Annotated in this window: 23 protein-coding genes and 1 pseudogene; 14 read left to right on the plus strand and 10 right to left on the minus strand. The window is 58.2% G+C overall.

Annotation, left to right across the window (positions count from 1 at the left end):
- Positions 1-3: 3 nt before the first annotated feature.
- Complete coding sequence (locus CKW17_RS05260) at positions 4-840, minus strand: S1 RNA-binding domain-containing protein (protein ID WP_095119057.1); 837 nt, start codon at positions 838-840, stop codon at positions 4-6.
- A 340-nt stretch (positions 841-1,180) separates the two neighbouring features.
- Between CKW17_RS05260 and CKW17_RS05265 the strand changes: the two genes are divergently transcribed.
- The 3 genes from CKW17_RS05265 (at position 1,181) to CKW17_RS05275 (ending at position 3,242) form a co-directional block, all read left to right on the plus strand.
- A complete protein-coding gene (locus tag CKW17_RS05265) occupies positions 1,181-1,369 on the plus strand; it encodes a hypothetical protein (RefSeq protein WP_016985943.1) in 189 nt (62 codons plus the stop codon).
- A gap of 208 nt (positions 1,370-1,577) precedes the next feature.
- Entirely contained in the window at positions 1,578-2,294 is a 717-nt protein-coding gene (locus CKW17_RS05270; RefSeq protein ID WP_095119058.1) for a TorF family putative porin, read from the plus strand.
- Between the two features lie 78 nt (positions 2,295-2,372).
- Complete coding sequence (locus CKW17_RS05275; protein WP_095119059.1) at positions 2,373-3,242, plus strand: DUF6279 family lipoprotein; 870 nt, start codon at positions 2,373-2,375, stop codon at positions 3,240-3,242.
- A 122-nt stretch (positions 3,243-3,364) separates the two neighbouring features.
- On the opposite strand, the gene CKW17_RS05280 is transcribed toward CKW17_RS05275, so the two are convergent.
- Positions 3,365-3,757: a transcriptional regulator gene (locus tag CKW17_RS05280; protein WP_095119060.1), complete on the minus strand. Its 393-nt coding sequence runs from the start codon at positions 3,755-3,757 to the stop codon at positions 3,365-3,367.
- 176 nt (positions 3,758-3,933) lie between these two features.
- On the opposite strand from CKW17_RS05280, the pseudogene CKW17_RS05285 reads away from it, so the two are divergent.
- From CKW17_RS05285 to CKW17_RS05300, 4 genes and pseudogenes are all read left to right on the plus strand, one after another.
- Positions 3,934-4,668, plus strand: a pseudogene (locus tag CKW17_RS05285) (DUF899 domain-containing protein).
- A 73-nt stretch (positions 4,669-4,741) separates the two neighbouring features.
- Positions 4,742-5,017 (plus strand): hypothetical protein, encoded by a 276-nt coding sequence (locus CKW17_RS05290; RefSeq protein ID WP_016985949.1) that lies wholly within the window; start codon positions 4,742-4,744, stop codon positions 5,015-5,017.
- Between the two features lie 262 nt (positions 5,018-5,279).
- Complete coding sequence (locus CKW17_RS05295) at positions 5,280-5,864, plus strand: papain-like cysteine protease family protein (protein WP_095119061.1); 585 nt, start codon at positions 5,280-5,282, stop codon at positions 5,862-5,864.
- A 12-nt stretch (positions 5,865-5,876) separates the two neighbouring features.
- The gene (locus CKW17_RS05300; RefSeq protein WP_095119062.1) at positions 5,877-6,476 is read left to right on the plus strand and encodes a hypothetical protein; all 600 of its coding nucleotides are present in this window, start codon (positions 5,877-5,879) and stop codon (positions 6,474-6,476) included.
- A gap of 52 nt (positions 6,477-6,528) precedes the next feature.
- On the opposite strand, the gene CKW17_RS05305 is transcribed toward CKW17_RS05300, so the two are convergent.
- Entirely contained in the window at positions 6,529-7,869 is a 1,341-nt protein-coding gene (locus CKW17_RS05305) for a DEAD/DEAH box helicase (RefSeq protein WP_007914470.1), read from the minus strand.
- Between the two features lie 191 nt (positions 7,870-8,060).
- Between CKW17_RS05305 and CKW17_RS05310 the strand changes: the two genes are divergently transcribed.
- The gene (locus CKW17_RS05310) at positions 8,061-9,359 is read left to right on the plus strand and encodes a mechanosensitive ion channel family protein (RefSeq protein WP_038358493.1); all 1,299 of its coding nucleotides are present in this window, start codon (positions 8,061-8,063) and stop codon (positions 9,357-9,359) included.
- 99 nt (positions 9,360-9,458) lie between these two features.
- Here the strand turns inward: CKW17_RS05310 and CKW17_RS05315 are convergent, their stop codons facing one another.
- The 4 genes from CKW17_RS05315 to CKW17_RS05330 all read right to left on the minus strand — a co-directional run bounded on the left by CKW17_RS05315 (position 9,459) and on the right by CKW17_RS05330 (position 12,269).
- Positions 9,459-10,316 carry a carboxylate/amino acid/amine transporter gene (locus tag CKW17_RS05315; RefSeq protein WP_095119063.1) on the minus strand — a complete coding sequence of 286 codons (858 nt, stop codon included), beginning with the start codon at positions 10,314-10,316 and terminating at the stop codon, positions 9,459-9,461.
- Between the two features lie 116 nt (positions 10,317-10,432).
- Positions 10,433-10,855, minus strand: coding sequence for a hypothetical protein (locus CKW17_RS05320; protein WP_095119064.1), 423 nt, complete (start codon positions 10,853-10,855; stop codon positions 10,433-10,435).
- Between the two features lie 270 nt (positions 10,856-11,125).
- Positions 11,126-11,725 (minus strand): FMN-dependent NADH-azoreductase, encoded by a 600-nt coding sequence (locus CKW17_RS05325; protein WP_095119065.1) that lies wholly within the window; start codon positions 11,723-11,725, stop codon positions 11,126-11,128.
- A gap of 229 nt (positions 11,726-11,954) precedes the next feature.
- Complete coding sequence (locus CKW17_RS05330; protein WP_095119066.1) at positions 11,955-12,269, minus strand: 3-phosphoglycerate kinase; 315 nt, start codon at positions 12,267-12,269, stop codon at positions 11,955-11,957.
- 49 nt (positions 12,270-12,318) lie between these two features.
- Here CKW17_RS05330 and CKW17_RS05335 point away from each other — a divergent pair, with 49 nt between their 5' ends.
- The 5 genes from CKW17_RS05335 to aqpZ all read left to right on the plus strand — a co-directional run bounded on the left by CKW17_RS05335 (position 12,319) and on the right by aqpZ (position 17,518).
- Positions 12,319-13,242 (plus strand): LysR family transcriptional regulator, encoded by a 924-nt coding sequence (locus tag CKW17_RS05335; RefSeq protein WP_007914443.1) that lies wholly within the window; start codon positions 12,319-12,321, stop codon positions 13,240-13,242.
- Positions 13,243-13,256: 14 nt separating this feature from the next.
- Positions 13,257-14,060, plus strand: a complete 804-nt coding sequence (locus CKW17_RS05340) for an alpha/beta fold hydrolase (protein ID WP_095119067.1) — start codon at positions 13,257-13,259, stop codon at positions 14,058-14,060.
- Between the two features lie 3 nt (positions 14,061-14,063).
- The gene (locus tag CKW17_RS05345) at positions 14,064-14,621 is read left to right on the plus strand and encodes a peptidylprolyl isomerase (RefSeq protein WP_095119068.1); all 558 of its coding nucleotides are present in this window, start codon (positions 14,064-14,066) and stop codon (positions 14,619-14,621) included.
- An 88-nt stretch (positions 14,622-14,709) separates the two neighbouring features.
- Complete coding sequence (locus CKW17_RS05350; protein WP_095119069.1) at positions 14,710-16,542, plus strand: ABC transporter ATP-binding protein; 1,833 nt, start codon at positions 14,710-14,712, stop codon at positions 16,540-16,542.
- Positions 16,543-16,822: 280 nt separating this feature from the next.
- Entirely contained in the window at positions 16,823-17,518 is a 696-nt protein-coding gene (aqpZ, locus tag CKW17_RS05355; RefSeq protein WP_064586473.1) for an aquaporin Z, read from the plus strand.
- Between the two features lie 114 nt (positions 17,519-17,632).
- Here aqpZ and CKW17_RS05360 read toward each other — a convergent pair whose 3' ends face one another.
- On the minus strand, positions 17,633-18,757 hold the full coding sequence (locus CKW17_RS05360; protein WP_095119070.1) for a GNAT family N-acetyltransferase: 1,125 nt from the start codon (positions 18,755-18,757) through the stop codon (positions 17,633-17,635).
- A 283-nt stretch (positions 18,758-19,040) separates the two neighbouring features.
- On the opposite strand from CKW17_RS05360, the gene CKW17_RS05365 reads away from it, so the two are divergent.
- Entirely contained in the window at positions 19,041-20,363 is a 1,323-nt protein-coding gene (locus CKW17_RS05365; protein WP_095119071.1) for a putative porin, read from the plus strand.
- Positions 20,364-20,618: 255 nt separating this feature from the next.
- On the opposite strand, the gene CKW17_RS05370 is transcribed toward CKW17_RS05365, so the two are convergent.
- Positions 20,619-20,858, minus strand: a complete 240-nt coding sequence (locus CKW17_RS05370; RefSeq protein WP_095119072.1) for an anti-sigma factor — start codon at positions 20,856-20,858, stop codon at positions 20,619-20,621.
- Complete coding sequence (locus CKW17_RS05375) at positions 20,852-21,463, minus strand: RNA polymerase sigma factor (RefSeq protein WP_077571570.1); 612 nt, start codon at positions 21,461-21,463, stop codon at positions 20,852-20,854. Before CKW17_RS05375 ends, CKW17_RS05370 begins: the two co-directional genes overlap by 7 nt.
- Between the last annotated feature and the right edge of the window lie 70 nt (positions 21,464-21,533).

Here is a 21,533-nt window from a genome sequence, read left to right on the forward strand (position 1 = left end):
GGCTCAGGTTAGTTCAATGCGATCGGCATGAATGACGATCTTGCCTTCCTTGTACAGCGCACCGATGGCCTTCTTGAAGTTGCCTTTGCTGACGCCGAACAGGCTGCTGATCAACGCCGGATCGCTCTTGTCGCTGACCGGCAGCGTGCCGCTGTTATCGCGCAACTTGGCGAGGATCTTCGAGTTCAGGCTGCTCGCCGCTTCCTGACCAACCGGCTGCAGGCTCAGGGCGATCTTGCCGTCGGCACGGACTTCCTTGATGTAGCCCTTCTCGATCATGCCGGCGCGCATGAACTTGAAGATTTCGTTCTTGTGGATCAAACCCCAGTGCTTGTTGTTGATGATCGCCTTGAAGCCCATGTCGGTGGCTTCGGCAACCAGCAGATCAACTTCCTGGCCAGGGCTGTAGTTGGCCGGGGTCTTGTCGAGGTAGCGATCCAGACGCGCAGTGGCGGTGATGCGGCGGGTGTGCTTGTCGAGGTAGACATGCACCACGCAGTATTCGCCAGCGGTCATCTGGCGTTTTTCTTCGGAATACGGCAGCAACAGATCCTTCGGCAGCCCCCAATCGAGGAACACACCGATGCTGTTGACCTCAACGACTTTCAGACTGGCAAATTCACCGACCTGAACTTTCGGTTTTTCCGTGGTAGCGAGAAGTTTGTCTTCGCTGTCCAGATAAACAAATACGTTGAGCCAATCTTCATCTTCGGTAGGAATATCTTTCGGGATATAACGATTAGGCAAAAGAATCTCGCCGTCAGCACCGCCGTCCAGATATAAACCGAAGTTAGTGTGTTTAACCACTTGCAAACTGTTGTAACGCCCGACTAAAGCCATTTCCAGAACCCTCATTGCGTGGGCGGCATTCTACCCGTTTTTGTGCTGGCCGTCGGGCGGCAGATCCGCACGCGTCGGAATTCTGCGCAACGCCTTGATTTTCCTTGTGTGCGGCTGGGTTGAGGTGCCGCTCGTCTGGCAGGCAGCACCGCTCGCGGCTGAGTATTTGAATGCCGCCCAGCCCAAATGTTCTTATTTAAAACAGCAGGTTAGGCGGATATATCGAATATTCAATCGAGAATAATGCAGCACTGCGCTGGGTTATTCCGGGGGATATTTACCAAGCAATTGTCAAGTTATTCCTGTACGATGCCTGGCCGAGTTACTTTTCTACAGGTTAATGGCCGCCATGCGTGTAAAAGCATCCACCAGCAAAGCAAAGCCAGCTCCAGCCGTTGAAACCAGCGAATCGATCAACGATCAGATCGCAGCGTTCCTCAAGTCTGGCGGCGAGATTCAGCAAATTGCCAAAGGCGTCAGTGGCCAGACATTCGGCCCGTCCAAGCAGATCAGCCTGGGCAAGAAGTAATACCCGGTTTTACACCCGTCCAGAGGCGCTTTGAGCTTCGAAGCGTCTGGACTGGCACCGCGCAACATCCCCCCCCGTTTTAAACAAAAATCCTTGTAAATCGACGAACGGCCTTCAATGCCGAGCATTCGCCGGTATTCTTGCACGCGTCTAGATCAAGCGTTTCAGCAGGCCCGCCGACCTGCCCTCGCTGTTCATGGAGTGACGCATGCGCAGAACATCCTGTTTATTACTCGTAGGCCTTTTGGCCAGTGCGACCGCGCACGCGCAGATTTTCCGCCGTGAACTCGGCGACTTCGACCTAAAGCTCGGCACCACGCCCACACGTAGCATGGCTCAGGGCCTGGTCAAACCAGCGGCAGTCGGTTCTTTTCACGGCGGCCTCGACCTGAGCCACGACAGCGGCCTCTATGTCGGCCAGTACGCACCGAGTATGGGCATCTCCCCAGGCAAGAACCTCGAAATCGATTCCTACGTCGGTTTTAAACAGCCTTTCGATCAGACCCTCGGCTACGAAGTCGGGATGATCCACTACAGCTATCCCAAGGTAGATACCCTCGACAGCCAAGAGCTGTTCGGTGGTCTGACCTTGCTCGGCAGCCGTTTCGGTGTGGCCTTCAGCAACGATCCGGATAAACAGAACAACACCTTGTTTGCCGATCTTGGCGGCAACCAGCCATTCGGCATCGGCGTCAGCATGAAATACACCACCCACCAACTGAACACGCCCGTCGCCGTCGACGGTGGTTATGTCAGCAGTTTTACCGACTGGTCGGTGAAATTGTCCCGACCGTTCATGGGCGTCGATCTCGATCTGATCTACAGCAACTCCAGTCTCAGCGGCAGCGATTGTTCGGCCTACTCCGGGCACAACAGCGAGTGCGACGGCCTCGTCACCCTCAAGGCTGCGCGCGCGTTCTATTGATTGGCTGAACTGCCGGGTTCATTCTGCGTTCACATAGGAATCAGTCCCTCGAAGCCAGGCTCACGCAAGGATTCGCCCATGTCTCGCTGGTTCAAACACATCGCCGCGTTACTGATCTTTACCCTCGCCCTCGGCGCCTGCAGCCGTGTCGGCCTGGCGTACCGCAATCTCGACGTCATTATTCCGTGGACGCTCGGCGATTACCTGGACATGAACGGCGAGCAGAAAGACTGGTTCAACGAACGCCTCAAGGACCACCTGAGCTGGCATTGCACCACGCAATTGCCGGGTTATCTGGACTGGCTTGATCGCCTGCAGACCATGATCGAAACCAATCAGGTCACCGATGCTGCGTTACAGGCGCGCACTACGGAAGCCAAGCAGGCCATTGCCGAAACCGCTCGAGAGATCACCCCGTCGGCGATCGAGTTGCTGCAAGGGCTGGATGACAAACAGGTTGCCGAGATGAATGACGCGTTTGCCAAGGATCTGCGCAAGCGTCAGCAGGAATACCTCAAACCACCGCTCGATCAGCAAATTGCCGAGCGTGGCGCGCGAATGGTTAAACGCCTGAATGACTGGCTCGGCCCCTTGAGCGCCACCCAGGAACAGCGGGTCATGGCCTGGTCAACCGCCCTGGGCGATCAGTACACCCAATGGATCGCCAACCGCGCCCATTGGCAGAAGCAATTCAGTGCCGCCGTCGCACAACGCAAAAGTCCCGAATTCCCACAGAGAATCGAGACGCTTCTGGTCAATCGCGAGAGTTTATGGACAGCGGATTACCGCAAGGCCTTCGCCGATACTGAAGCGCAGGGACGCTCGCTGGCGGTGGATTTGATGGCCGAAAGTACGCCGCAACAGCGTCAGCGGTTGTTGAAGAAGATCGAGGGTGTGCGTAAAGACTTCAACGACCTCAAATGCCTGAAGGCTGCGCAAAAAACCTGAACATACCCGAATCCAATGTAGGAGTGAGCCTGCTCGCGATAGCGGACTTCCAGTGACATCAATGTTGACTGAAAGACCGCAATCGCGAGCAGGCTCACTCCTACAGGGGGATCCGCGTGAACTCAGGCGATCTGGGCTTTTGAAGCCACTTCGTCGAACGTGGCCTCGGCCAGCGCATCTTCCTGCTCATCCAGCACCTGACGCGGATGATCGTTACCGGGAATGCTGCTGTCGATCAGGCTCAGCAGGCTGGAACCGCGCGGGGTCAGCACAAAGTTGTTTCCGGTGCTGCCCTCCTCATCCGGGCGCGGTGCGATATAGCCGCGCAGGAGCAGCAGTCTTTCATAGTCGCAAGCCAGCGTTTTCAGGTGATCAAGGTTCTCGATCGGCTCGCCCGCGCTGGCTTGCTCCGCCGCATAGTCTTCGGCATAAGCCCGTGGGGCAAAGCTGTGGCCGGCACTGTTCTGCACTTCGTGCAGCAAGCGTTCAATCAAATCCCAGTTATAAGTCGTCATCCTGATACAACCTCCGGTGCGCGTGATTTATGGCGCGTTCATAGGTTGTGACCGGAGTGGCTCGCAGCCGTTCAGCCGCATTTGCCGAGCCGACCGACCGACGGTCTGTCGATTTCCCGCAGGGTTAAACGACTAGTCTGAAACAGACGGTTTCAACCCCCGCAGGAGAAATCATCATGAACGTTGAGAATCATCCGGTGGTATCGCGCGAAGAATGGCTCGCCGCCCGTAAGCAACATCTCGCCGACGAAAAAGCTTTCACCAAAGAGCGCGACCGGCTCAGCGCCGAGCGTCGTGCGTTGCCATGGGTAAAAGTCGATAAGGATTACCACTTCCAAGGCCCCAACGGTGAGCTGAAACTCGCTGACCTGTTCGGCAAACACAGCCAATTGGTGGTTTACCACTTCATGTTTGCCAAAGACTGGGAGGAAGGCTGCCAGGGTTGCTCGTTTCTCAGTGACCACATCGATGGCGCCAACCTGCATCTGGCGCATCACGACATCGCCGTAGTGGCTGTTTCTCACGCCCCCTTCAACGAGTTTCAGGACTTTAAACGGCGCATGGGCTGGAAGTTTGACTGGGTGTCGTCAGAGGGTTGCGACTTCAACTATGACTTCGGCGTTTGCGCACGGGCTGAGGATGTCGCGGCGGGAAAGGCTACGTACAACTACGAAAAGACTGACAGCGCCGAATAGGAAATGCCGGGGTTGAGCGTGTTTTATCGTGATGCAAAGGGCGACATCTTCCACACCTACTCAACTTACGCTCGCGGTCTCGACATGCTGGTCGGTGCCTACAACTATCTAGACCTCACGCCCAAGGGCAGGAATGAGGACGAGATCATGGAATGGGTGCGGCATCATGATCGTTATGAAGGCGATTCCAGGTCGAGCTGCTGCCACTCTGAGTGATGAGCAATGAACTTTTCTCCCGCTCAAGGCCTCAACCGATTAACCGCCTTAACCGGAACTGAGGCCTGCCCCGATGAAAACCCTGATCAAGCTCACCCTCGCCGCCACCCTGGCCTGCGCCCTGCCCGTCTGGGCCTGCACGCCGGAAGAAGCCACCGCCAAACGCGAACAATTAGCCAAGGAAGTCTCGAAGCTGACCGAGCAGAATCCGGCCAAGGCCAAGGAGATCAATGCTGAATTGCAAAAAATGGACCTGGGCACGGCCAGCAAGGATCTGCCGGACAAGTGCCAGTTGATTGATCAGCGGTTGAAAGAACTGAATTCTGCCGAGAAGAAGACCGAGGGCTAACAGCAAGATCAAAAAATCGCAGCCTGCGGCAGCTCTTACACAAAATCCTGTAAGAGCTGTTGCAGACTGCGATTTTTTGCGCTTAAAAATGCATTGGTGCATTTATTTATTTGCATTAACGCATAACTCTGACTAGGGTTACCTCGAGCAAGGAGACCGGAACCGGCCACAGAAGATGGCAACCGTTAAGCGCCGATCGCTCAGCAATACCGCAACACCCACACAAGCTGGATGCTTGTTTTCACTCATGGAGGATTGAAAAATGTTAACCACAGCAGCAACACAATTCACCGGCGAATCACTGCCAAGGTGCCTGGCCGGTCACCTGCTCGACCCGCAACTCGCCGAAGTCGAAGCCGCTGAACAGCTCAGCGCACTCGCCGCCGGCAGCCTCAACTTCAACATGCAGAAACAGACCCAGACCAACTGGTGCTGGGCCGCCGTGTCCGCCTCGGTCGGCAACTATTACGGCACCGGCAACTGGACGCAGTGCGGCGTGGCCAGCACCCAGCTCGATCGCAACTGCTGCAATCAGCCAGGGCCGTGCAACGTTTACGGCTATCTGGATTCGGCGCTGCAAACCACCCGTAGCTACAACGGCATGAATCAGGGTTCGCTGCAGATGTCGGCCATCCAGAACCAGATCAGCATGGGCCGCCCGGTCGGCTTGCGCTGCGCCTGGTACGGTGGCGGTGCGCATTTCCTGACGATTTATGGCACCAACGGCGATTACCTGTTGGTCGCGGACTCGATCTACGGCTATTCGACCCGCGCACTAAACGCCTTCCCCCGCGCCTACAACGGCGGCGGCAATTGGACCCACACTTACTTCACTATGAAAAACTAGGAGGGCGACATCATGCAACTGACTTATCCAAAGGCGCCTTCCAACGGCGTTCAGACTTTGCGCCCGGCGCTGCAAGCCGCACTGCAAACCCAGGGCTTTGGCGCTAATCGCCAATTCGCCAACGCAGCACCTGCGAAGATCAGCCTCAGTGAGGCCTATCGCGGCTACTCGTTGAACCTGGAGGACCTGAGCCAAGGCAAAGGTCTGCAAGACACGCGAATCGGCGACTGGCATTACCTGGTGTTTGCCGACGGCGTGACGATTGCCGATGCACAACTGGCCGAGGTGCGCGGGCATGTCGAGTTTGCTTCGTTGAACCACGGCGATCACGCCGCCGCGACGGTGAATGCGCTGAAACTGGCGGAACAAGCACCGCAACTCCAGGGCAAGACCGTTGAGTTGCGCGTGCTGTTTGTCTCGGCGCTGCATGTTGTGGCGATATGGCTGCATGCCGACGGTGAGGACGTATTGATCCCGATTGAGCCAACGCCGAAGGATCTGGCGGTCACGCGGCTGTACAGCGAATCGGCCTTGCTCGCCGCATTGAAACCGGCGGCGGATCAAGCCAAGCGGCGCTTTGACGCCGACACCAGTGGCCAACTCGGCAACTGATGGACGAAAAAAAACCCGGACATTGTCCGGGTTTTTTATGCGCGCCTGAAACTTACTCAGCCGCAGGCTCGGCCGGCTTGCGGCGCTTCAGCGGTGCCATGCCGTCGCTGCTTACCAACGAGTCCGGCTTCGGACGGTTGGCGCTCTTGCGCTTGGTCGGCGTCTTGGCGGCAGTTTTTTTCTTGTCGCCCTTGGCGTCAGTCTTTTTCTTCTTCACGCCAACGGCTTTGCCCGAAGCCTTGACCTTTTTCGGTCCGCCGTAGGTGCCTTTGACTTCCTTGATCGTACGGCGCTCGAAGCTCTGCTTCAGGTAGCGCTCGATGCTCGACATCAGGTTCCAGTCGCCGTGGCAGATCAGCGAGATCGCCAGACCGTCGTTACCGGCACGGCCAGTACGACCGATACGGTGCACATATTCGTCGCCGCTGCGTGGCATGTCGAAGTTGATCACCAGATCCAGACCATCGACGTCCAGACCACGGGCCGCGACGTCGGTCGCGACCAGAATCTTCACGCCGCCCTGCTTCAGACGGTCGATCGCCAGTTTGCGATCCTTCTGGTCTTTCTCGCCGTGCAGCACGAACGCTTTGTATTCCTGAGCCACGAGGCGGCCGTAGATGCGGTCGGCCATGGCGCGGGTGTTGGTGAAGACGATAGCCTTCTGGTAGGTCTCGTTGGCCAGCAGCCAGTTCACAATCTGCTCTTTGTGCTGATTGTGGTCGGCGGTGATGATCTGCTGACGGGTGGTCGAGTTCAGTTGGCTGACCGCGTTGAGCTGCAAGTGCTCAGGGTTGTTCAGCACCTTGCCGATCATGTCGCGCAGGCCGGAACCGCCGGTGGTGGCGGAGAACAGCATGGTCTGCTGACGGTTCGGGCATTCGTCGACCAGACGCTGCACGTCTTCGGCGAAACCCATGTCGAGCATGCGGTCGGCTTCGTCGAGCACCAGCACTTCGACTTCTTTGAGGTCGAGGTTGCCGGCGTTGAGTTGCTCGATCATCCGGCCCGGGGTGCCGATGAGGATGTCCGGCACTTTGCGCAGCATCGCGGCCTGGACCTTGAAGTCTTCACCGCCGGTGATCAGGCCGGACTTGATGAAAGTGAACTGCGAAAAACGTTCAACTTCCTTCAGCGTCTGCTGGGCCAGTTCACGGGTCGGCAGCAGGATCAGCGTCTTGATGCTGACGCGAACCTTGGCCGGGCCGATCAGGCGATTGAGGATTGGCAGAACGAAAGCGGCGGTTTTGCCGCTACCGGTTTGCGCCGTCACCCGCAGATCACGCCCTTGGAGCGCCAGCGGAATGGCCGCGGCTTGCACAGGCGTTGGCTCGACAAATTTCAGCTCGGCCACAGCTTTAAGCAGGCGTTCGTGCAGGGCGAATTGGGAAAACACGGGTGCTACCTCGAAGATATGCAAAAAAACAGCTGCATAGGTTACCGGTTTCGAGCGCTCAGGCCGAGTTTCTTTATACAAACGGACGTAATCAGTGGCTTTTTTGTTGCTCGATTTGTCTCCAACGGTAATACACGGCGGCTTAAATGCTCTAATCACCCATCGCGTCTTACAGAAGAATCGTTGCTCATATGGATTTCAAACAGCTCTGGCTCAACGCCCAAGACCTCTGGGGCACCCTCGAACAGCATCCACTGTTGCAGGCCGGCCTCGCGCTGACCTTGTTATTGGTGATCGCGCTGGTGCTCGGACGAGTGGCGCGTTACCTGATCCTGCACGCCAGCCGCATGCTCGGCCGCCAGCCGTCGCTGCACTGGATCAATGACTTTCGCCACAACAAGGTATTTCAGCGCCTGGCGCAGATGACGCCGTCGCTGGTGATCCAGTTCGGCCTGCATCTGGTGCCGGAACTGAGTAAAACCGCCATGACCTTTCTCGGTAACGTGGCACTGTCGTTCACCATTCTGTTCCTGCTGCTGTCGGTCAGCGCCCTGCTCAATGCCCTGCTCGACATCTATGCACGCACCGAGCACGCCCGCACGCGCTCGATCAAAGGCTACGTGCAACTGGCGAAAATGGTCTTGTACGTGTTTGGCGCGATCATCATTGTCGCCACGTTGATTGACCGCTCGCCGCTGTTGCTACTGTCCGGTCTGGGTGCGATGTCGGCGGTGATTCTGTTGGTCTACAAGGACACGCTGCTGTCGTTCGTTGCCAGCGTGCAGTTGACCAGCAACGACATGTTGCGCGTAGGCGACTGGATCGAGATGCCACAAGTCGGCGCCGATGGCGACGTGGTCGACATCACCCTGCACACGGTCAAAGTGCAGAACTTCGACAAGACCATCGTTTCCATTCCGACCTGGCGGCTGATGTCCGAGTCGTTCAAGAACTGGCGCGGCATGCAGCAATCGGGCGGGCGACGGATCAAGCGCAGCCTGTTCATCGATGCCAGCGGCGTGCGTTTCATCCGCGATGACGAGGAAGAAAAACTCTCCCAGGTGCACTTGCTGACCGACTACATGAGCCGCAAGAAAGCCGAACTCAAGGCGTGGAACGAGGCACAGGGCAATGTCGCGGCGATGTCGGCGAACCGCCGGCGCATGACCAATATCGGCACTTTCCGCGCGTATGCGCTGGCGTATCTGAAGAGTCATCCGGAGATTCAGCCGAACATGACCTGCATGGTGCGGCAGATGCAGACCACCGCGCAGGGCATTCCGCTGGAGATCTATTGCTTCACCCGCACCACGGTGTGGGCCGATTACGAGCGGATTCAGGGGGATATTTTTGATTATCTGCTGGCAGTGCTGCCGGAGTTTGGGCTGAGCCTGTATCAGCAGCCGAGTGGTGGGGATTTGCGTTCCGGGTTGCTGCCGGCGGTACTCGGCGCGGCCAGCATTCCCGAACCGCAGAAGCACCTCCTGTAAAACACAATTCCCCTGTAGGAGCTGCCGAAGGCTGCGATCTTTAGACTTTAAAGATCAAAAGATCAAAAGATCGCAGCCTTCGGCAGCTCCTACACCGGATCATGCGGTGCGGCGGATGCCCAGTCGGCTGATCCATACGGCGGCGAGGATGACGCTGCCGCCGAGAAACAACCGCCCCAGTTCCTCATGCTGATTCCAGATCAGCAGATTCAGCAGCAACCCCACCGGCACATGCAGGTTGTTCATCACCGCCAGCGTGCCGCCGTTGACCATGCATGCGCCCTTGTTCCACCAGTACATGCCCAGCGCGGTCGAGACCAGACCGAGAAACAGCAACACGGCCCATTGCAGTGGAGCTTCCGGGAGGAAGTTGGCTTTGCCGAACATCAGGAATGCAGGCAGCACCACCGCCAGCGCGCCGAGGTAGAAGAAGCCGAAACGCCGGTAATGCGGCAGGTCGCTCGGGTGTTTCGCCACCAGATGCTTGTACATCACCTGCCCTGCGGCGTAGGTGAAGTTGGCCAGTTGCAGCAGCAGAAAACCCATGAAGAAGTCCGGATTGATGCTGTCAAAGCGAATCACCGCCGCCCCGCCCACCGCCACCAGCGCCGCAATCAGCGCCCACGGATTGAAGCGCCGGTTCAGGGCGTCTTCGATCAACGTCACGTGCAGCGGCGTAAGGATAGTGAACAGCAATACTTCCGGCACCGTCAGCACGCGGAAGCTCAAATACAGACAGACGTAAGTCACGCCAAACTGCAAGGCGCCGATCACCAGCATGCCGCGCATGAACGAAGGTTCCACCGACCGCCAGCGGGTCAACGGAATGAACACCAGACCAGCCAGCACCACACGTACCAGCACCGCAAAGTAACTGTCGACATGACCGGCCAGGTATTCGCCGATCAGGCTGAAGGAAAACGCCTGAATCAGCGTGACAAAAAGTAGATAGCCCATGCTCGCCTCGAAATCGAATGGCGGCGACGATAGCGGGTTTTACGGCTGATCGCGAACCCTGCGCAAAGACAGCATGCGTGGGAACGCCCTTGGCCGTCCCCACGGAATCAGGGGAGTCAGCCCTTGACGCAGTTTTCCATGCCGTGACCGCCGCCTTCGTATTCAGGGCCGTAATAGTATTTGCTGAAAGCGAGTTTGCCGTCAGAGCCCGCGGTCATCCGCGCGATACCGACACCGAAATCTTTCAGGGCCGCGTCTGTGTGAGCAAAGTAAATCGCCAATGAGTCTGCGTTGGCAGCGGCAAAACCGTCGTACACGGATTTATCCGCCAGGGTCAGCCTGAAGGTGTAAGCGCCGTAATGCCCAGTGCTTTGCCTGGCATTGAGTTGCATGTCGACCGTGCCTTTGAATTCGCCAATGTGGCTGTCCATGCCTTTGCATTCATAAACCCCGCTGTAATCGGTGCCGGTGAACGGGGGCGGGCTCGCCCAAGCGGGTGCCGAAATGAATGCGATAGCGGCAATGACTTTTTTGAGCATCGTGATCTCCCTTGATCGCTGACTGTTCAGACAAGGCCAAAGCCTAGGGATGCCCCTTCCGACAGACAACCTGAGAATCACGTAGGAAAATTCTGTTTTTGTGTTTTTGATGAAACGGCAGGCAAAAAAAAGCCCGATCTCGCTAATGCGTTCAATCGGGCTACAGCACTCAGGAGCAACAAGTGCAAAGGGAGGTTCGATGCGCGTAGAGCCTTGAAGGGGTTGCGCCAGGTCACTTAAACAATCGGCGATTATCTGGCGATTAACATATCAAGCGACCTGGGACAGCTTGGCGTTGGCCTGATTCAGACCTTTTTCCTGGAAGTCGCCACCGAGGTTCATGCCCTCTGCATGAATGAAGGTCACGTCGTTGATGCCGATGAAACCCATGACCTGGCGCAGGTACGGTTCCTGATGGTCGGCCGGACCGCCGGCGTAGATGCCGCCGCGAGCGGTGAGCACGTAGGCACGTTTGCCGCTGAGCAGGCCTTGCGGGCCGGTTTCGGTGTACTTGAAGGTCACACCGGCACGCAGCACGTGGTCGAGCCAGGCCTTGAGGGTGCTCGGGATCGCAAAGTTGTACATCGGTGCGGCCATCACCAGCACGTCGGCGGCGAGCAACTCATCGGTCAATTCGTTGGAGCGATCCAGCGACGATTGCTCGTTGGCGTTGCGCTGCTCGGCAGGTTTCATCCAGCCGCCCAGCAGGTTGCTGTCCAGATGAGGAACCGGGTTCACGGCGAGGTCACGTACGGTGATCTGATCGTTGGGATGCGCTGCTTTCCACTGACTGATGAAGGTCTGGGTCAGTTGACGGGATACCGAGTCTTGCTGGCGGGCGCTGCTTTCGATGATCAGAACGCGGGACATGGTGTGTAGCCTCCATCCGAGAATGTTGTAAGTCGATGGAGTGAAGGTTAAACAGAGTTGAATCGATGAAAAAGCGCAAATAATTGCTGCAAAGTATCGAATAATTCGTTTAGATGCTGAGCCATGCTCCTGTAGGAGTGAGCCTGCTCGCGATAGCGGCGTGTCAGCCAACATCAATTCATCTGATAGACCGCTATCGCGAGCAGGCTCACTCCTACAGGGATCGGTGTTATTTCGGGACGCAGGTCAGTTTGATGCGCAGCTTGATGATCTCGCGGGTGAACTTGGCCGTGGCGTTTTTATGTTTGCCCGCCGGTACATCGATTGTGCGGGTGCGCGGCGCTTCCGGACCATTGCTGAACACCGCTTTGCACGTCGCGTCGACATCACCGTAGTTCGCCACCCGAATCGAGCCGATGTCGTTATCGGTGTCGAAGGTCTCGTAGTCGATCTTCATGCCGCTGAGTTCTTTCTGCACATCGATCGGGTACGCAAAAGCAGTCAGCGGTAGCAGCGCCAGCAGCACACAACAGATTTTTTTCATTCGGCAGTCTCCATGAGGGACGGCCAGCTTAGGACAAGAGGAGCTATTGATGAAAGCGCCCCGCGTGACCCTTGATCAATGGCGAACATTGCAGGCCGTGGTCGACCACGGCGGATTCGCCCAGGCCGCCGAGGCCTTGCACCGTTCGCAATCGTCGGTGAGTTACACCGTCGCCCGCATGCAGGACCAGCTCGGCGTGCCGTTGCTGCGCATCGATGGGCGTAAAGCCGTGCTCACCGAGGCCGGCGGCGTATTGCTGCGACGTTCGCGGCAACTGGTGAAACAGGCCAGCCAACTGGAAGATCTTGCCCACCATATGGAGCAAGGTTGGGAAGCCGAGGTGCGGCTGGTGGTCGATGCGGCCTACCCGAGCGCACGCATCGTCCGCGCATTGACCGCGTTCATGCCGCAGAGTCGCGGTTGCCGCGTGCGTCTGCGCGAGGAAGTGTTGTCGGGTGTCGAAGAAGTGCTGCTCGAAGGCGTGGCCGATCTGGCCATCACCGGCCTGAGCATTCCCGGTTACCTAGGTGCAGAGCTAAGTGATGTCGAGTTCGTCGCCGTCGCCCACCCCGATCACCCGCTGCATCGGCTCAATCGCGAATTGAGCTTTCAGGATCTGGAGACCCAGATGCAAGTGGTCATCCGCGACTCCGGCCGCCAGCAGCCTCGGGATGTCGGCTGGCTCGGCGCCGAACAGCGCTGGACCGTCGGCAGCCTCGCCACGGCCGCCACGTTCGTCAGCAGCGGCCTCGGTTTTGCCTGGCTGCCACGACATATGATCGAACGAGAACTGAAAGATGGCTCGCTCAAGCTGCTACCGTTGGACAGGGGCGGCAACCGCAATTCCAGCTTCTATCTGTATTCGAACAAGGACAAACCCTTGGGCCCGGCCACGCAAATCCTCATCGAACTGCTGCGTACCTTCGACACCTTGCCGCTGGACGCACCGTTCGCCGCCCCTGAACAAGCCTGACACGGAGTTCACCGATGGCGTATTTCGAGCACGAAGGTTGCAACCTGCACTACGAGGAATATGGCCACGGTACGCCGTTGCTACTGGTTCACGGGCTCGGTTCGAGCACGCTCGACTGGGAGATGCAGATCCCGGCGCTCGCCGCGCACTATCGGGTGATCGTCCCGGATATTCGCGGCCACGGGCGCTCGGACAAACCCCGTGAGCGCTACAGCATCGCCGGTTTCAGCGCCGACCTGGTTGCGCTGATCGAGCACTTGCGTCTCGGCCCGGTGCATTACGTCGGGCTGTCGATGGGCGGTATGATCGGCTTCCAGCTCGGCGTCGATCATCCGCAAATGCTCAAGAGCCTGACCATCGTCAACAGCGCGCCCGAAGTCAAACTGCGTAGCCGCGATGACTACTGGCAGTGGTTCAAGCGCTGGAGTCTGATGCGCGTGCTCAGCCTCGCCAGCATCGGCAAAGCCCTCGGCGGCAAAATTTTTCCGAAACCGGAACAGGCCGATCTGCGGCAGAAAATGGCTGAGCGCTGGGCAAAAAACGACAAACGTGCTTATCTCGCCAGCTTCGATGCGATTGTTGGCTGGGGCGTTCAGGAACGACTTTCCCGGGTGACCTGTCCAACGCTCGTCATCAGCGCCGACCGTGATTACACACCGGTGGCACTGAAAGAAACCTATGTAAAACTGCTGCCGAGTGCGCGGCTGGTGGTGATCGCCGATTCGCGCCACGCCACCCCGCTCGATCAACCCGAACGCTTCAATCAAACGCTGCTGGAGTTCCTCGCCGCAGCCGATACTCAATCTCAGGATCACTGACCCATGCTGAAAAAACTCGCCCTCGCCGCTGGTACTGTGCTGTTTGCCGCCAACCTGATGGCAGCCACGCCGGTCAAAGCACCGCACGTGCTGCTGGACACCACCAACGGCCAGATCGAAATCGAACTGGACCCGGTCAAGGCGCCGATCAGCACCAAGAACTTTCTCGATTACGTCAACAGCGGCTTCTACAACAACACGATTTTCCACCGCGTGATCCCGGGCTTTATGGTTCAGGGCGGCGGTTTCACTCAACAGATGCAGCAAAAAGAAACCAAGGCCCCTATCAAGAACGAACACAAAAACGGTCTGGCTAACGTTCGTGGCACCTTGTCCATGGCTCGCACTTCCGTACCTGATTCGGCGACCAGCCAGTTCTTCATCAACGTCAAGGACAACGACTTCCTCGACCAAGGCGACGGCTACGCTGTATTCGGCAAAGTGGTCAAAGGCATGGACGTGGTCGACATCATCGTCAACTCGCCGACCACCACCAAAAGCGGCATGAAAGACGTACCTGCCGACCCTGTATTCATCAAGTCGGCCAAAGTCATCGACTAAGCTGTACAGGGCGTATCGAGCGGCGCTGGATTAACCCCACGCCGCTCACACCGATAAAAGGAGAGCCCGTACTCCGGGCGGTTATCTGATGCTCTATCGCCGTTTCGAACAACTGATCGACATATTCCGTGAAGCCCCGACGGCGTCTCCGCCGGACCGCGTTCTCCCCTTCTACACCTATTACCTCAAGCAGGTCTGGCCGAGTTTTGCCGCCCTGCTCGTCGTTGGCCTGTTCGCCGCGCTGATCGAAGTGGCGCTGTTCAGTTACCTGAGCCGCATCATCGACCTGGCCCAAGGCACACCCAACCCGAATTTCTTCAGCGACCACGCCCTCGAACTGACGTGGATGCTGGTGGTTGCCCTGGTGCTGCGGCCGATCTTCTTCGGCCTGCATGACTTGCTGGTGCACCAGACGTTAAGTCCCGGCATGACCAGCATGATCCGCTGGCAGAACCACAGCTACGTGCTCAAACAGAGCCTGAATTTCTTCCAGAACGACTTTGCCGGGCGCATCGCCCAGCGCATCATGCAGACCGGCAACTCGCTGCGTGACTCGGCGGTGCAAGCGGTCGATGCGCTGTGGCACGTGGTGATCTATGCGATCAGTTCGCTGGTGTTGTTCGCCGAAGCCGACTGGCGCCTGATGATCCCGCTGTTGACGTGGATCGTCGCCTACATCGGCGCACTGTATTACTTCGTACCGCGCGTGAAGGATCGTTCGGTGGAAGCTTCCGACGCACGCTCGAAACTGATGGGCCGCATCGTCGACGGCTACACCAATATCGCCACGCTGAAGCTGTTTGCCCACACCAACTTCGAGCAGCACTACGCCAAGGAAGCCATCGAAGAACAGACCGTCAAAGCGCAAATGGCCGGCCGCGTCGTCACCAGCATGGACGTGGTGATTACCGCCATGAACGGCTTGCTGATCGTCGGCACCACGGCCTTGGCCCTATGGTTGTGGACGCAGTCGCTGATCACCGTTGGCGCAATTGCCTTGGCCACTGGCCTGGTGATCCGCATCGTCAACATGTCCGGCTGGATCATGTGGGTGGTCACCGGCATTTTCGAAAACATCGGCATGGTTCAGGACGGGCTGCGCACCATTTCGCAACCGGTCAGCGTCACCGATCACGAGCAAGCCAAACCGCTGGACGTGGCCCGTGGCGAAGTGCGTTTCGAGCACGTGGATTTTCACTACGGCAAGAAGCGCGGGATCATCGGCGACCTCAATCTGAACATCAAACCTGGCGAAAAAATCGGTTTGATCGGGCCATCAGGTGCCGGCAAATCGACGCTGGTCAACCTGCTGCTGCGCCTGTACGACGTCGAAGGCGGACGGATTATGATCGACGGCCAGAACATCGCCGAAGTCGGCCAGGAAAGCCTGCGCGCGCGGATCGGCATGATCACACAGGACACCTCGCTGCTGCACCGCTCGATCCGCGACAACTTGCTGTACGGCAAACCCGATGCGACTGATGCCGAGTTGTGGGACGCGGTGCACAAGGCGCGCGCCGATGAGTTCATTCCGCTGTTGTCGGACGCTGAGGGCCGCACCGGTTTCGATGCGCATGTCGGTGAGCGTGGAGTGAAATTGTCCGGTGGCCAACGTCAGCGCATTGCGATTGCGCGGGTACTGCTCAAGGACGCGCCGATCCTGATCATGGACGAAGCGACCTCGGCACTGGACTCGGAAGTCGAAGCGGCGATTCAGGAAAGCCTGGAAACCCTGATGCAGGGCAAAACCGTGATCGCGATTGCGCACCGTCTCTCGACGATTGCGCGGATGGATCGGCTGGTGGTGCTGGAGAACGGCAAGATTGCCGAGAGCGGCACCCATGCTGAATTGCTCGCTCACCGTGGCTTGTATGCACGGTTGTGGGCGCATCAGACCGGAGGGTTTGTCGGCATCGACTGACCCCTCCAAGATCGTTCCCACGCTCTGCGTGGGAATGCAGCCCGTGACGCTCCGCGTCACTGGACGCAGAGCGTCCCTTGAGGCGTTCCCACGCAGAGCGTGGGAACGATCACCGCCACAGCCCGCCAACCACGGGTGCTGGCGGTTTTTTTGTGCTTGCTGGAAATCGGCAAAAAGCCTGCTGTACTCAGCCAAGGTTCCAGAACGGAGCCTGTCGTAAGTCTGCAAGGATGCACAACTCGATGCAGTCTCGATAGCAGGGCTATCAAGGACGCCTCTCATGTCTCTGTTCAAACGTTCAGTCACTGAGTTGTTGGGTACGTTCTGGTTGGTATTGGGTGGTTGCGGCAGCGCGGTGATCGCCGCGTCTTCACCGCTGGGAATCGGGGTGTTGGGGGTGGCCCTGGCGTTTGGTCTGACGGTGCTGACCATGGCGTTTGCCATCGGCCACATCAGCGGCTGTCATCTCAACCCGGCCGTCTCGGTCGGTCTGTTCGTTGGCGGTCGGTTTCCGGCCAAGGAGTTGCCCGCCTACATCATTGCCCAAGTGCTCGGCGCGATTCTCGCGGCGGCGCTGATCGCCCACATCGCCAGCGGCAAGGAGGGTTTCGACATCGCCGCAGGCCTGGCGTCCAACGGTTATGGCGAACACTCGCCGGGCAAGTATTCGATGGCGGCAGGGTTTGTCACTGAGCTCGTGATGACCGCAATGTTTGTGATCATTATCCTCGGCGCCACCGATAGACGCGCACCGCCGGGACTGGCACCGATCGCCATCGGCCTGGGCCTGACGCTGATTCACCTGATCTCGATTCCGGTCACCAATACTTCGGTCAATCCGGCGCGCAGCACGGGGCCGGCGCTGATGGTCGGCGGCTGGGCGATCGCGCAGTTGTGGATGTTCTGGGTCGCGCCGCTGATTGGCGCGGTGGTCGGTGGCGGGATCTATCGCTGGTTGGGCAAGGAAGAAACCTGAGGGGTGCCTGAGATCCCCTTGTAGGAGTGAGCCTGCTCGCGATAGCGGTGTGTCAGTCAACATCAATGGCTCTGACAGATCGCTATCGCGAGCAGGCTCACTCCTACAAAGGATCTATGTCTGGCGATAAGGCAAGGCGGTTTTTGCTTCTTCGGCGTAGGCGAGGATGCCGGCACGCTCCTGTTGCAGGAAATCCTTCACCGCCGCTTTCAGCCCCGGATGCAGCAAGTAGTGCCACGAGTGGGTAATCACCGGTTCAAACCCGCGAATCAGCTTGTGCTCGCCCTGAGCACCAGCATCGAAACGCTGATAACCCTGCGCGATCGCATAATCCATCCCCTGATAAAAACAGGTTTCAAAGTGCAGCCGATCAAACTCGGCCAGACACCCCCAGTAGCGCCCGTAGAAACTGTTGCCACCGACCAGACTGAACGCCATCGCCACCGGCCGTGAGCCCTGTTTGGCCAGCACCACGCGGATTGCCTCGGGCATGCGCTCGGCCAGCAGACTGAAAAACTCCCGCGTCAGATACGGCGTCTGGCGCCGCACCGCGTAGGTATTGGCGTAACAGGCGTAGACAAAATCCCACTGCGCCTCGTCCAGCTCGCGCCCCTCCAGCCATTCAAACTCAAAGCCCTGCCCCGCCACCTGCTCGCGCTCCTTGCGCATCTGTTTGCGCTTGCGCGAACTGAGCACGTCGAGGAAATCCTGGAAGTCACGATACCCGCGATTCTGCCAGTGATACTGACAGCCGATGCGCTGCAGCCAGCCCGGTTGTTCGGCCATCGCCGCGTCGGTGAAGGGGTCGGTGAAATTGATGTGTGCGCTGGAAAGCCCTTCGATCTCCAGATAGCCCGGCAGGCTCTTGAGCAGTTCGAAACCGTCTTCGACATTGGCCGCCAACAAGCGCGGGCCGCTCACCGGACTGAATGGCACAGCCGTCAAAAGCTTCGGGTAGTAATCGATGCCGGCGCGGGCGCAGGCGTCGGCCCAGCCGTGATCGAACACGTACTCGCCGTAGGAATGCCACTTGCGATAACTGGGTAACGCGGCGATCAGACGATCGCCCTCGACGTGCAGCAAATGCTCCGGTTGCCAGCCGGTGTGGGGGCCAACGCTACCGCTGTCTTCCAGCGCACTGAGAAAAGCGTGGCGCAGAAACGGCTGGCTTTCAGGCACCAGTGCATCCCAGCTTGCAGAGGCGATTTCCGACAGGTTTTGCAGGCGTTGCAACGGCATCAACTAGCTCTCCACAACAGGACTTCAGCGCCCGGCGAGTATCGCCGATTGCGCGGCATTGCACACCCGCAATCGGCCGACAGCGCTCTAGATCAATAGTTCAGGGCGAATCGATATCGTCATCAACCTGCCATCACTGTGCCACTGCTCTGTCATAAACCATCGCGATACTGGCGCCTGTTTTTAGAGCGCCGGGTTCTACCCGGACACTGTTTTCCGACGCTCGAATCGTCGGTTGTGCCCCGGATGGCTGTGCCATCCCCTCTCATCTTCGGAGATTGCTATGCGTCTTGCTTCCACGAAAACTGCGGCGGCCCTGTGCGGTGGCTTGTTGCTGGCCATGAGTGTTCCGGCCAGTGCTGCAGTCGACGCCAAACTGCTCGACATGCTCAAGGCTAACGGTTCCATTTCCCAGGCGCAGTACATCGAACTGCAAACTGAACTGGCCAAGGATCAGAAGGCTCAGCAAATCGCCCAGCAGGCGCAGCAAGAGACCAACGAACAAGTCGCTGCTGTTGCGAAGAAAACCAACGAACAAAGCGTCTTCGACCAGAAACTGGCCTGGGCGGCCAAGACCCAGTTCAAGGGCGATGTGCGTATCCGCCAGGAAACCATCAAGATCGACGGCGAGCCGAACAACGGCGGCCGCGACAAGGATCGTCAGCGCATCCGTGCCCGTCTGGGCGCCTACACCGAGATCAACCCACAGGTCGACACCGGCATCCGTATCGCCACCGGCGGCGGCGACGATGCCCGTTCGACCAACCAGGATCAGGACAACTACTTCGACAAAAAGCAAATCTGGCTCGACCTGGGCTACATCGACTACCACCCGGATCAGATCAAGAACCTGCACATCATCGGCGGCAAGATGCTTCAGCCGTGGGTCAGCATGGGTGACGTGATCTGGGACAGCGACATCAACCCGGAAGGCCTGGCCGTTACCTACAAATACCCGTTGGGCAGCAGCGCCGAACTGTTCGGCAGCCTGGGTAACTACAACCTCAAGGACAACGTCGACGGTGATGGCGTGCAATTCCGTCACGACCTGCGTCTGACCGCTGGCCAGTTGGGTAGCCGCTTCAACATCAGCGACAACCTGAAAGTCACCCTGGGCGGCAGCGTCTACGCCTACCAGAACGACGAAGACAGCCGCTGCACCGGCACTTCCACACCGTGCGCCTTGGCAGTCAATGGCAACTCGGCCAACAACGAATTCCGTCTGTATGAAGGGTTCAGCCAGGTCGACATCGGCGGTCTGCCGATGCCACTGTCGTTCTACGGTCAGTACGTGAAGAACAACGATGCCGTGACCGATCAGGACACCGCGTGGCTGCTCGGTGCCAAGTCGAAAGTCTTCGGTCTGAACCTCGATTACAACTATCGTGACGTGCAGCGTAATGCCGTGGTTGGCGCCTTCACCGACTCCGACTTCGCCAACGGCACCACCGGTTCCCGTGGGCACAAGTTCAAGGTCGGTTACGACATCGACAAGAACTTCGCCATTGGCGCTACGTACTTCTTGACCAAGGCCGACTTCGCCAGCCGTACCCAGCGTGACGCTGACGCCAACACCCTGCAGCTGGACGCGGAAGCCAAGTTCTAAAAACAGCAGTTGCAAGCTTCGAGCCTCAAGCTGCAAGTCAAAGCATTACTTGCAGCTTGAGACTTGGCGCTTGCAACTGACTCTCTTATAGCCCGGTGCGGGCGGGACGATCCCCATCATCCGTTCGTTTCGCTCGCGCCGGGCTATTTCTGCAGGATGCGAAAATCCCCTGTAGGAGCTGCCGAAGGCTGCGATCTTTTGATCTTGATCTTGAAAAAGATCAAAAGATCGCAGCCTCGTTTCACTCGACAGCTCCTACAGGGGATTATCTTTTCGTCGTTGCTCGGCCAGGCGTTCAGCCAAGGCATCGACGCCTTCTTCCGGTTTCTCCGGCATTGCCTTCAAGGTGGCTTGCATCAAACGCATCTGACGAATGAAGCGCCGGCAGTTCGGGCAAAACATCAGGTGATGACGCACCATCCACTTTTCACCAAAGCTCAATTGGTCATCGAGATAGTCGCTGGAGCGCGCCACTTGTTCCTTACAGGTCAGCATTCTCCGGTCTCCTCAAAATGCTCCACGGTCGCGAAGACTTTCAGCCGCGCACGATGCAGCAGCACACGGACATTGGAGAGCGAGATCTCCAGAAGATTACAGATCTCCTCCAGCTCCAGTCCCTGCCGTTCGCGCAACAGCAAAACGCTGCTTTGCAGTTCTGACAGGCTCAGCAGCGTATGCTCCAGGCACTCGCGCAATTCGTCTTCAGTGAGCAGGGCTTCAGGGGTGTCCTGGTGCCAGGCGAACGGGGCGACCAGCCAATGGCCGTCACCGGGAGAAAAGCGGTCGTCATCGATGGTGCCATGGGGCGATGGCAAATCATCCATCAACACCTCGCGGCGATTCTGTTTATAGCGACTTTTCGCCGAGTTGGCCGTGATGGTCAACAGCCAGGTCTTGAGACTGGAACGCCCCTCGAAGCTGGCAATGTGGCGCACCACGGAAAGCCAGGCGTCCTGCACCACTTCTTCGACATGGCGCTGCCCGACAATCGCATACGCCACCGCGCGCATGGCGCTCTGATACGTTGTCACCAGTTCCTTGAAAGCCTGTTGCTCACCGGCCAGCAGGCGCGCAAGCAGTTGGGTGTCGTCAGCCGCCATCCAAAAATTTCCTTGTGCCGATTCCGAAAATGACGGCGGCAGGTCTTCACCTGCCGCCATTTCCGAAAAA

This window comes from Pseudomonas sp. Irchel s3f10 (assembly GCF_900187515.1).
Classification (GTDB): Bacteria; Pseudomonadota; Gammaproteobacteria; order Pseudomonadales; family Pseudomonadaceae; genus Aquipseudomonas; species Aquipseudomonas tensinigenes.

Bases quoted from the DNA above. Each gene is read 5' to 3' on its own strand.
- CKW17_RS05310 (WP_038358493.1), top strand. From the start codon at position 8,061: ATGGATTTCAAACAGCTCTGGCTCAACGCCCAAGACCTCTGGGGCACC.
- CKW17_RS05345 (WP_095119068.1), top strand. From the start codon at position 14,064: ATGCTGAAAAAACTCGCCCTCGCCGCTGGTACTGTGCTGTTTGCCGCC.
- CKW17_RS05370 (WP_095119072.1), bottom strand. From the start codon at position 20,858: ATGCTGACCTGTAAGGAACAAGTGGCGCGCTCCAGCGACTATCTCGAT.
- CKW17_RS05290 (WP_016985949.1), top strand. From the start codon at position 4,742: ATGAAAACCCTGATCAAGCTCACCCTCGCCGCCACCCTGGCCTGCGCC.
- CKW17_RS05335 (WP_007914443.1), top strand. From the start codon at position 12,319: ATGAAAGCGCCCCGCGTGACCCTTGATCAATGGCGAACATTGCAGGCC.
- CKW17_RS05320 (WP_095119064.1), bottom strand. From the start codon at position 10,855: ATGCTCAAAAAAGTCATTGCCGCTATCGCATTCATTTCGGCACCCGCT.
- CKW17_RS05325 (WP_095119065.1), bottom strand. From the start codon at position 11,725: ATGTCCCGCGTTCTGATCATCGAAAGCAGCGCCCGCCAGCAAGACTCG.
- CKW17_RS05300 (WP_095119062.1), top strand. From the start codon at position 5,877: ATGCAACTGACTTATCCAAAGGCGCCTTCCAACGGCGTTCAGACTTTG.
- CKW17_RS05360 (WP_095119070.1), bottom strand. From the start codon at position 18,757: ATGCCGTTGCAACGCCTGCAAAACCTGTCGGAAATCGCCTCTGCAAGC.
- CKW17_RS05340 (WP_095119067.1), top strand. From the start codon at position 13,257: ATGGCGTATTTCGAGCACGAAGGTTGCAACCTGCACTACGAGGAATAT.
- CKW17_RS05295 (WP_095119061.1), top strand. From the start codon at position 5,280: ATGTTAACCACAGCAGCAACACAATTCACCGGCGAATCACTGCCAAGG.
- CKW17_RS05265 (WP_016985943.1), top strand. From the start codon at position 1,181: ATGGCCGCCATGCGTGTAAAAGCATCCACCAGCAAAGCAAAGCCAGCT.
- CKW17_RS05315 (WP_095119063.1), bottom strand. From the start codon at position 10,316: ATGGGCTATCTACTTTTTGTCACGCTGATTCAGGCGTTTTCCTTCAGC.
- CKW17_RS05365 (WP_095119071.1), top strand. From the start codon at position 19,041: ATGCGTCTTGCTTCCACGAAAACTGCGGCGGCCCTGTGCGGTGGCTTG.
- aqpZ (WP_064586473.1), top strand. From the start codon at position 16,823: ATGTCTCTGTTCAAACGTTCAGTCACTGAGTTGTTGGGTACGTTCTGG.
- CKW17_RS05270 (WP_095119058.1), top strand. From the start codon at position 1,578: ATGCGCAGAACATCCTGTTTATTACTCGTAGGCCTTTTGGCCAGTGCG.
- CKW17_RS05350 (WP_095119069.1), top strand. From the start codon at position 14,710: ATGCTCTATCGCCGTTTCGAACAACTGATCGACATATTCCGTGAAGCC.
- CKW17_RS05330 (WP_095119066.1), bottom strand. From the start codon at position 12,269: ATGAAAAAAATCTGTTGTGTGCTGCTGGCGCTGCTACCGCTGACTGCT.
- CKW17_RS05280 (WP_095119060.1), bottom strand. From the start codon at position 3,757: ATGACGACTTATAACTGGGATTTGATTGAACGCTTGCTGCACGAAGTG.
- CKW17_RS05260 (WP_095119057.1), bottom strand. From the start codon at position 840: ATGGCTTTAGTCGGGCGTTACAACAGTTTGCAAGTGGTTAAACACACT.
- CKW17_RS05375 (WP_077571570.1), bottom strand. From the start codon at position 21,463: ATGGCGGCTGACGACACCCAACTGCTTGCGCGCCTGCTGGCCGGTGAG.
- CKW17_RS05275 (WP_095119059.1), top strand. From the start codon at position 2,373: ATGTCTCGCTGGTTCAAACACATCGCCGCGTTACTGATCTTTACCCTC.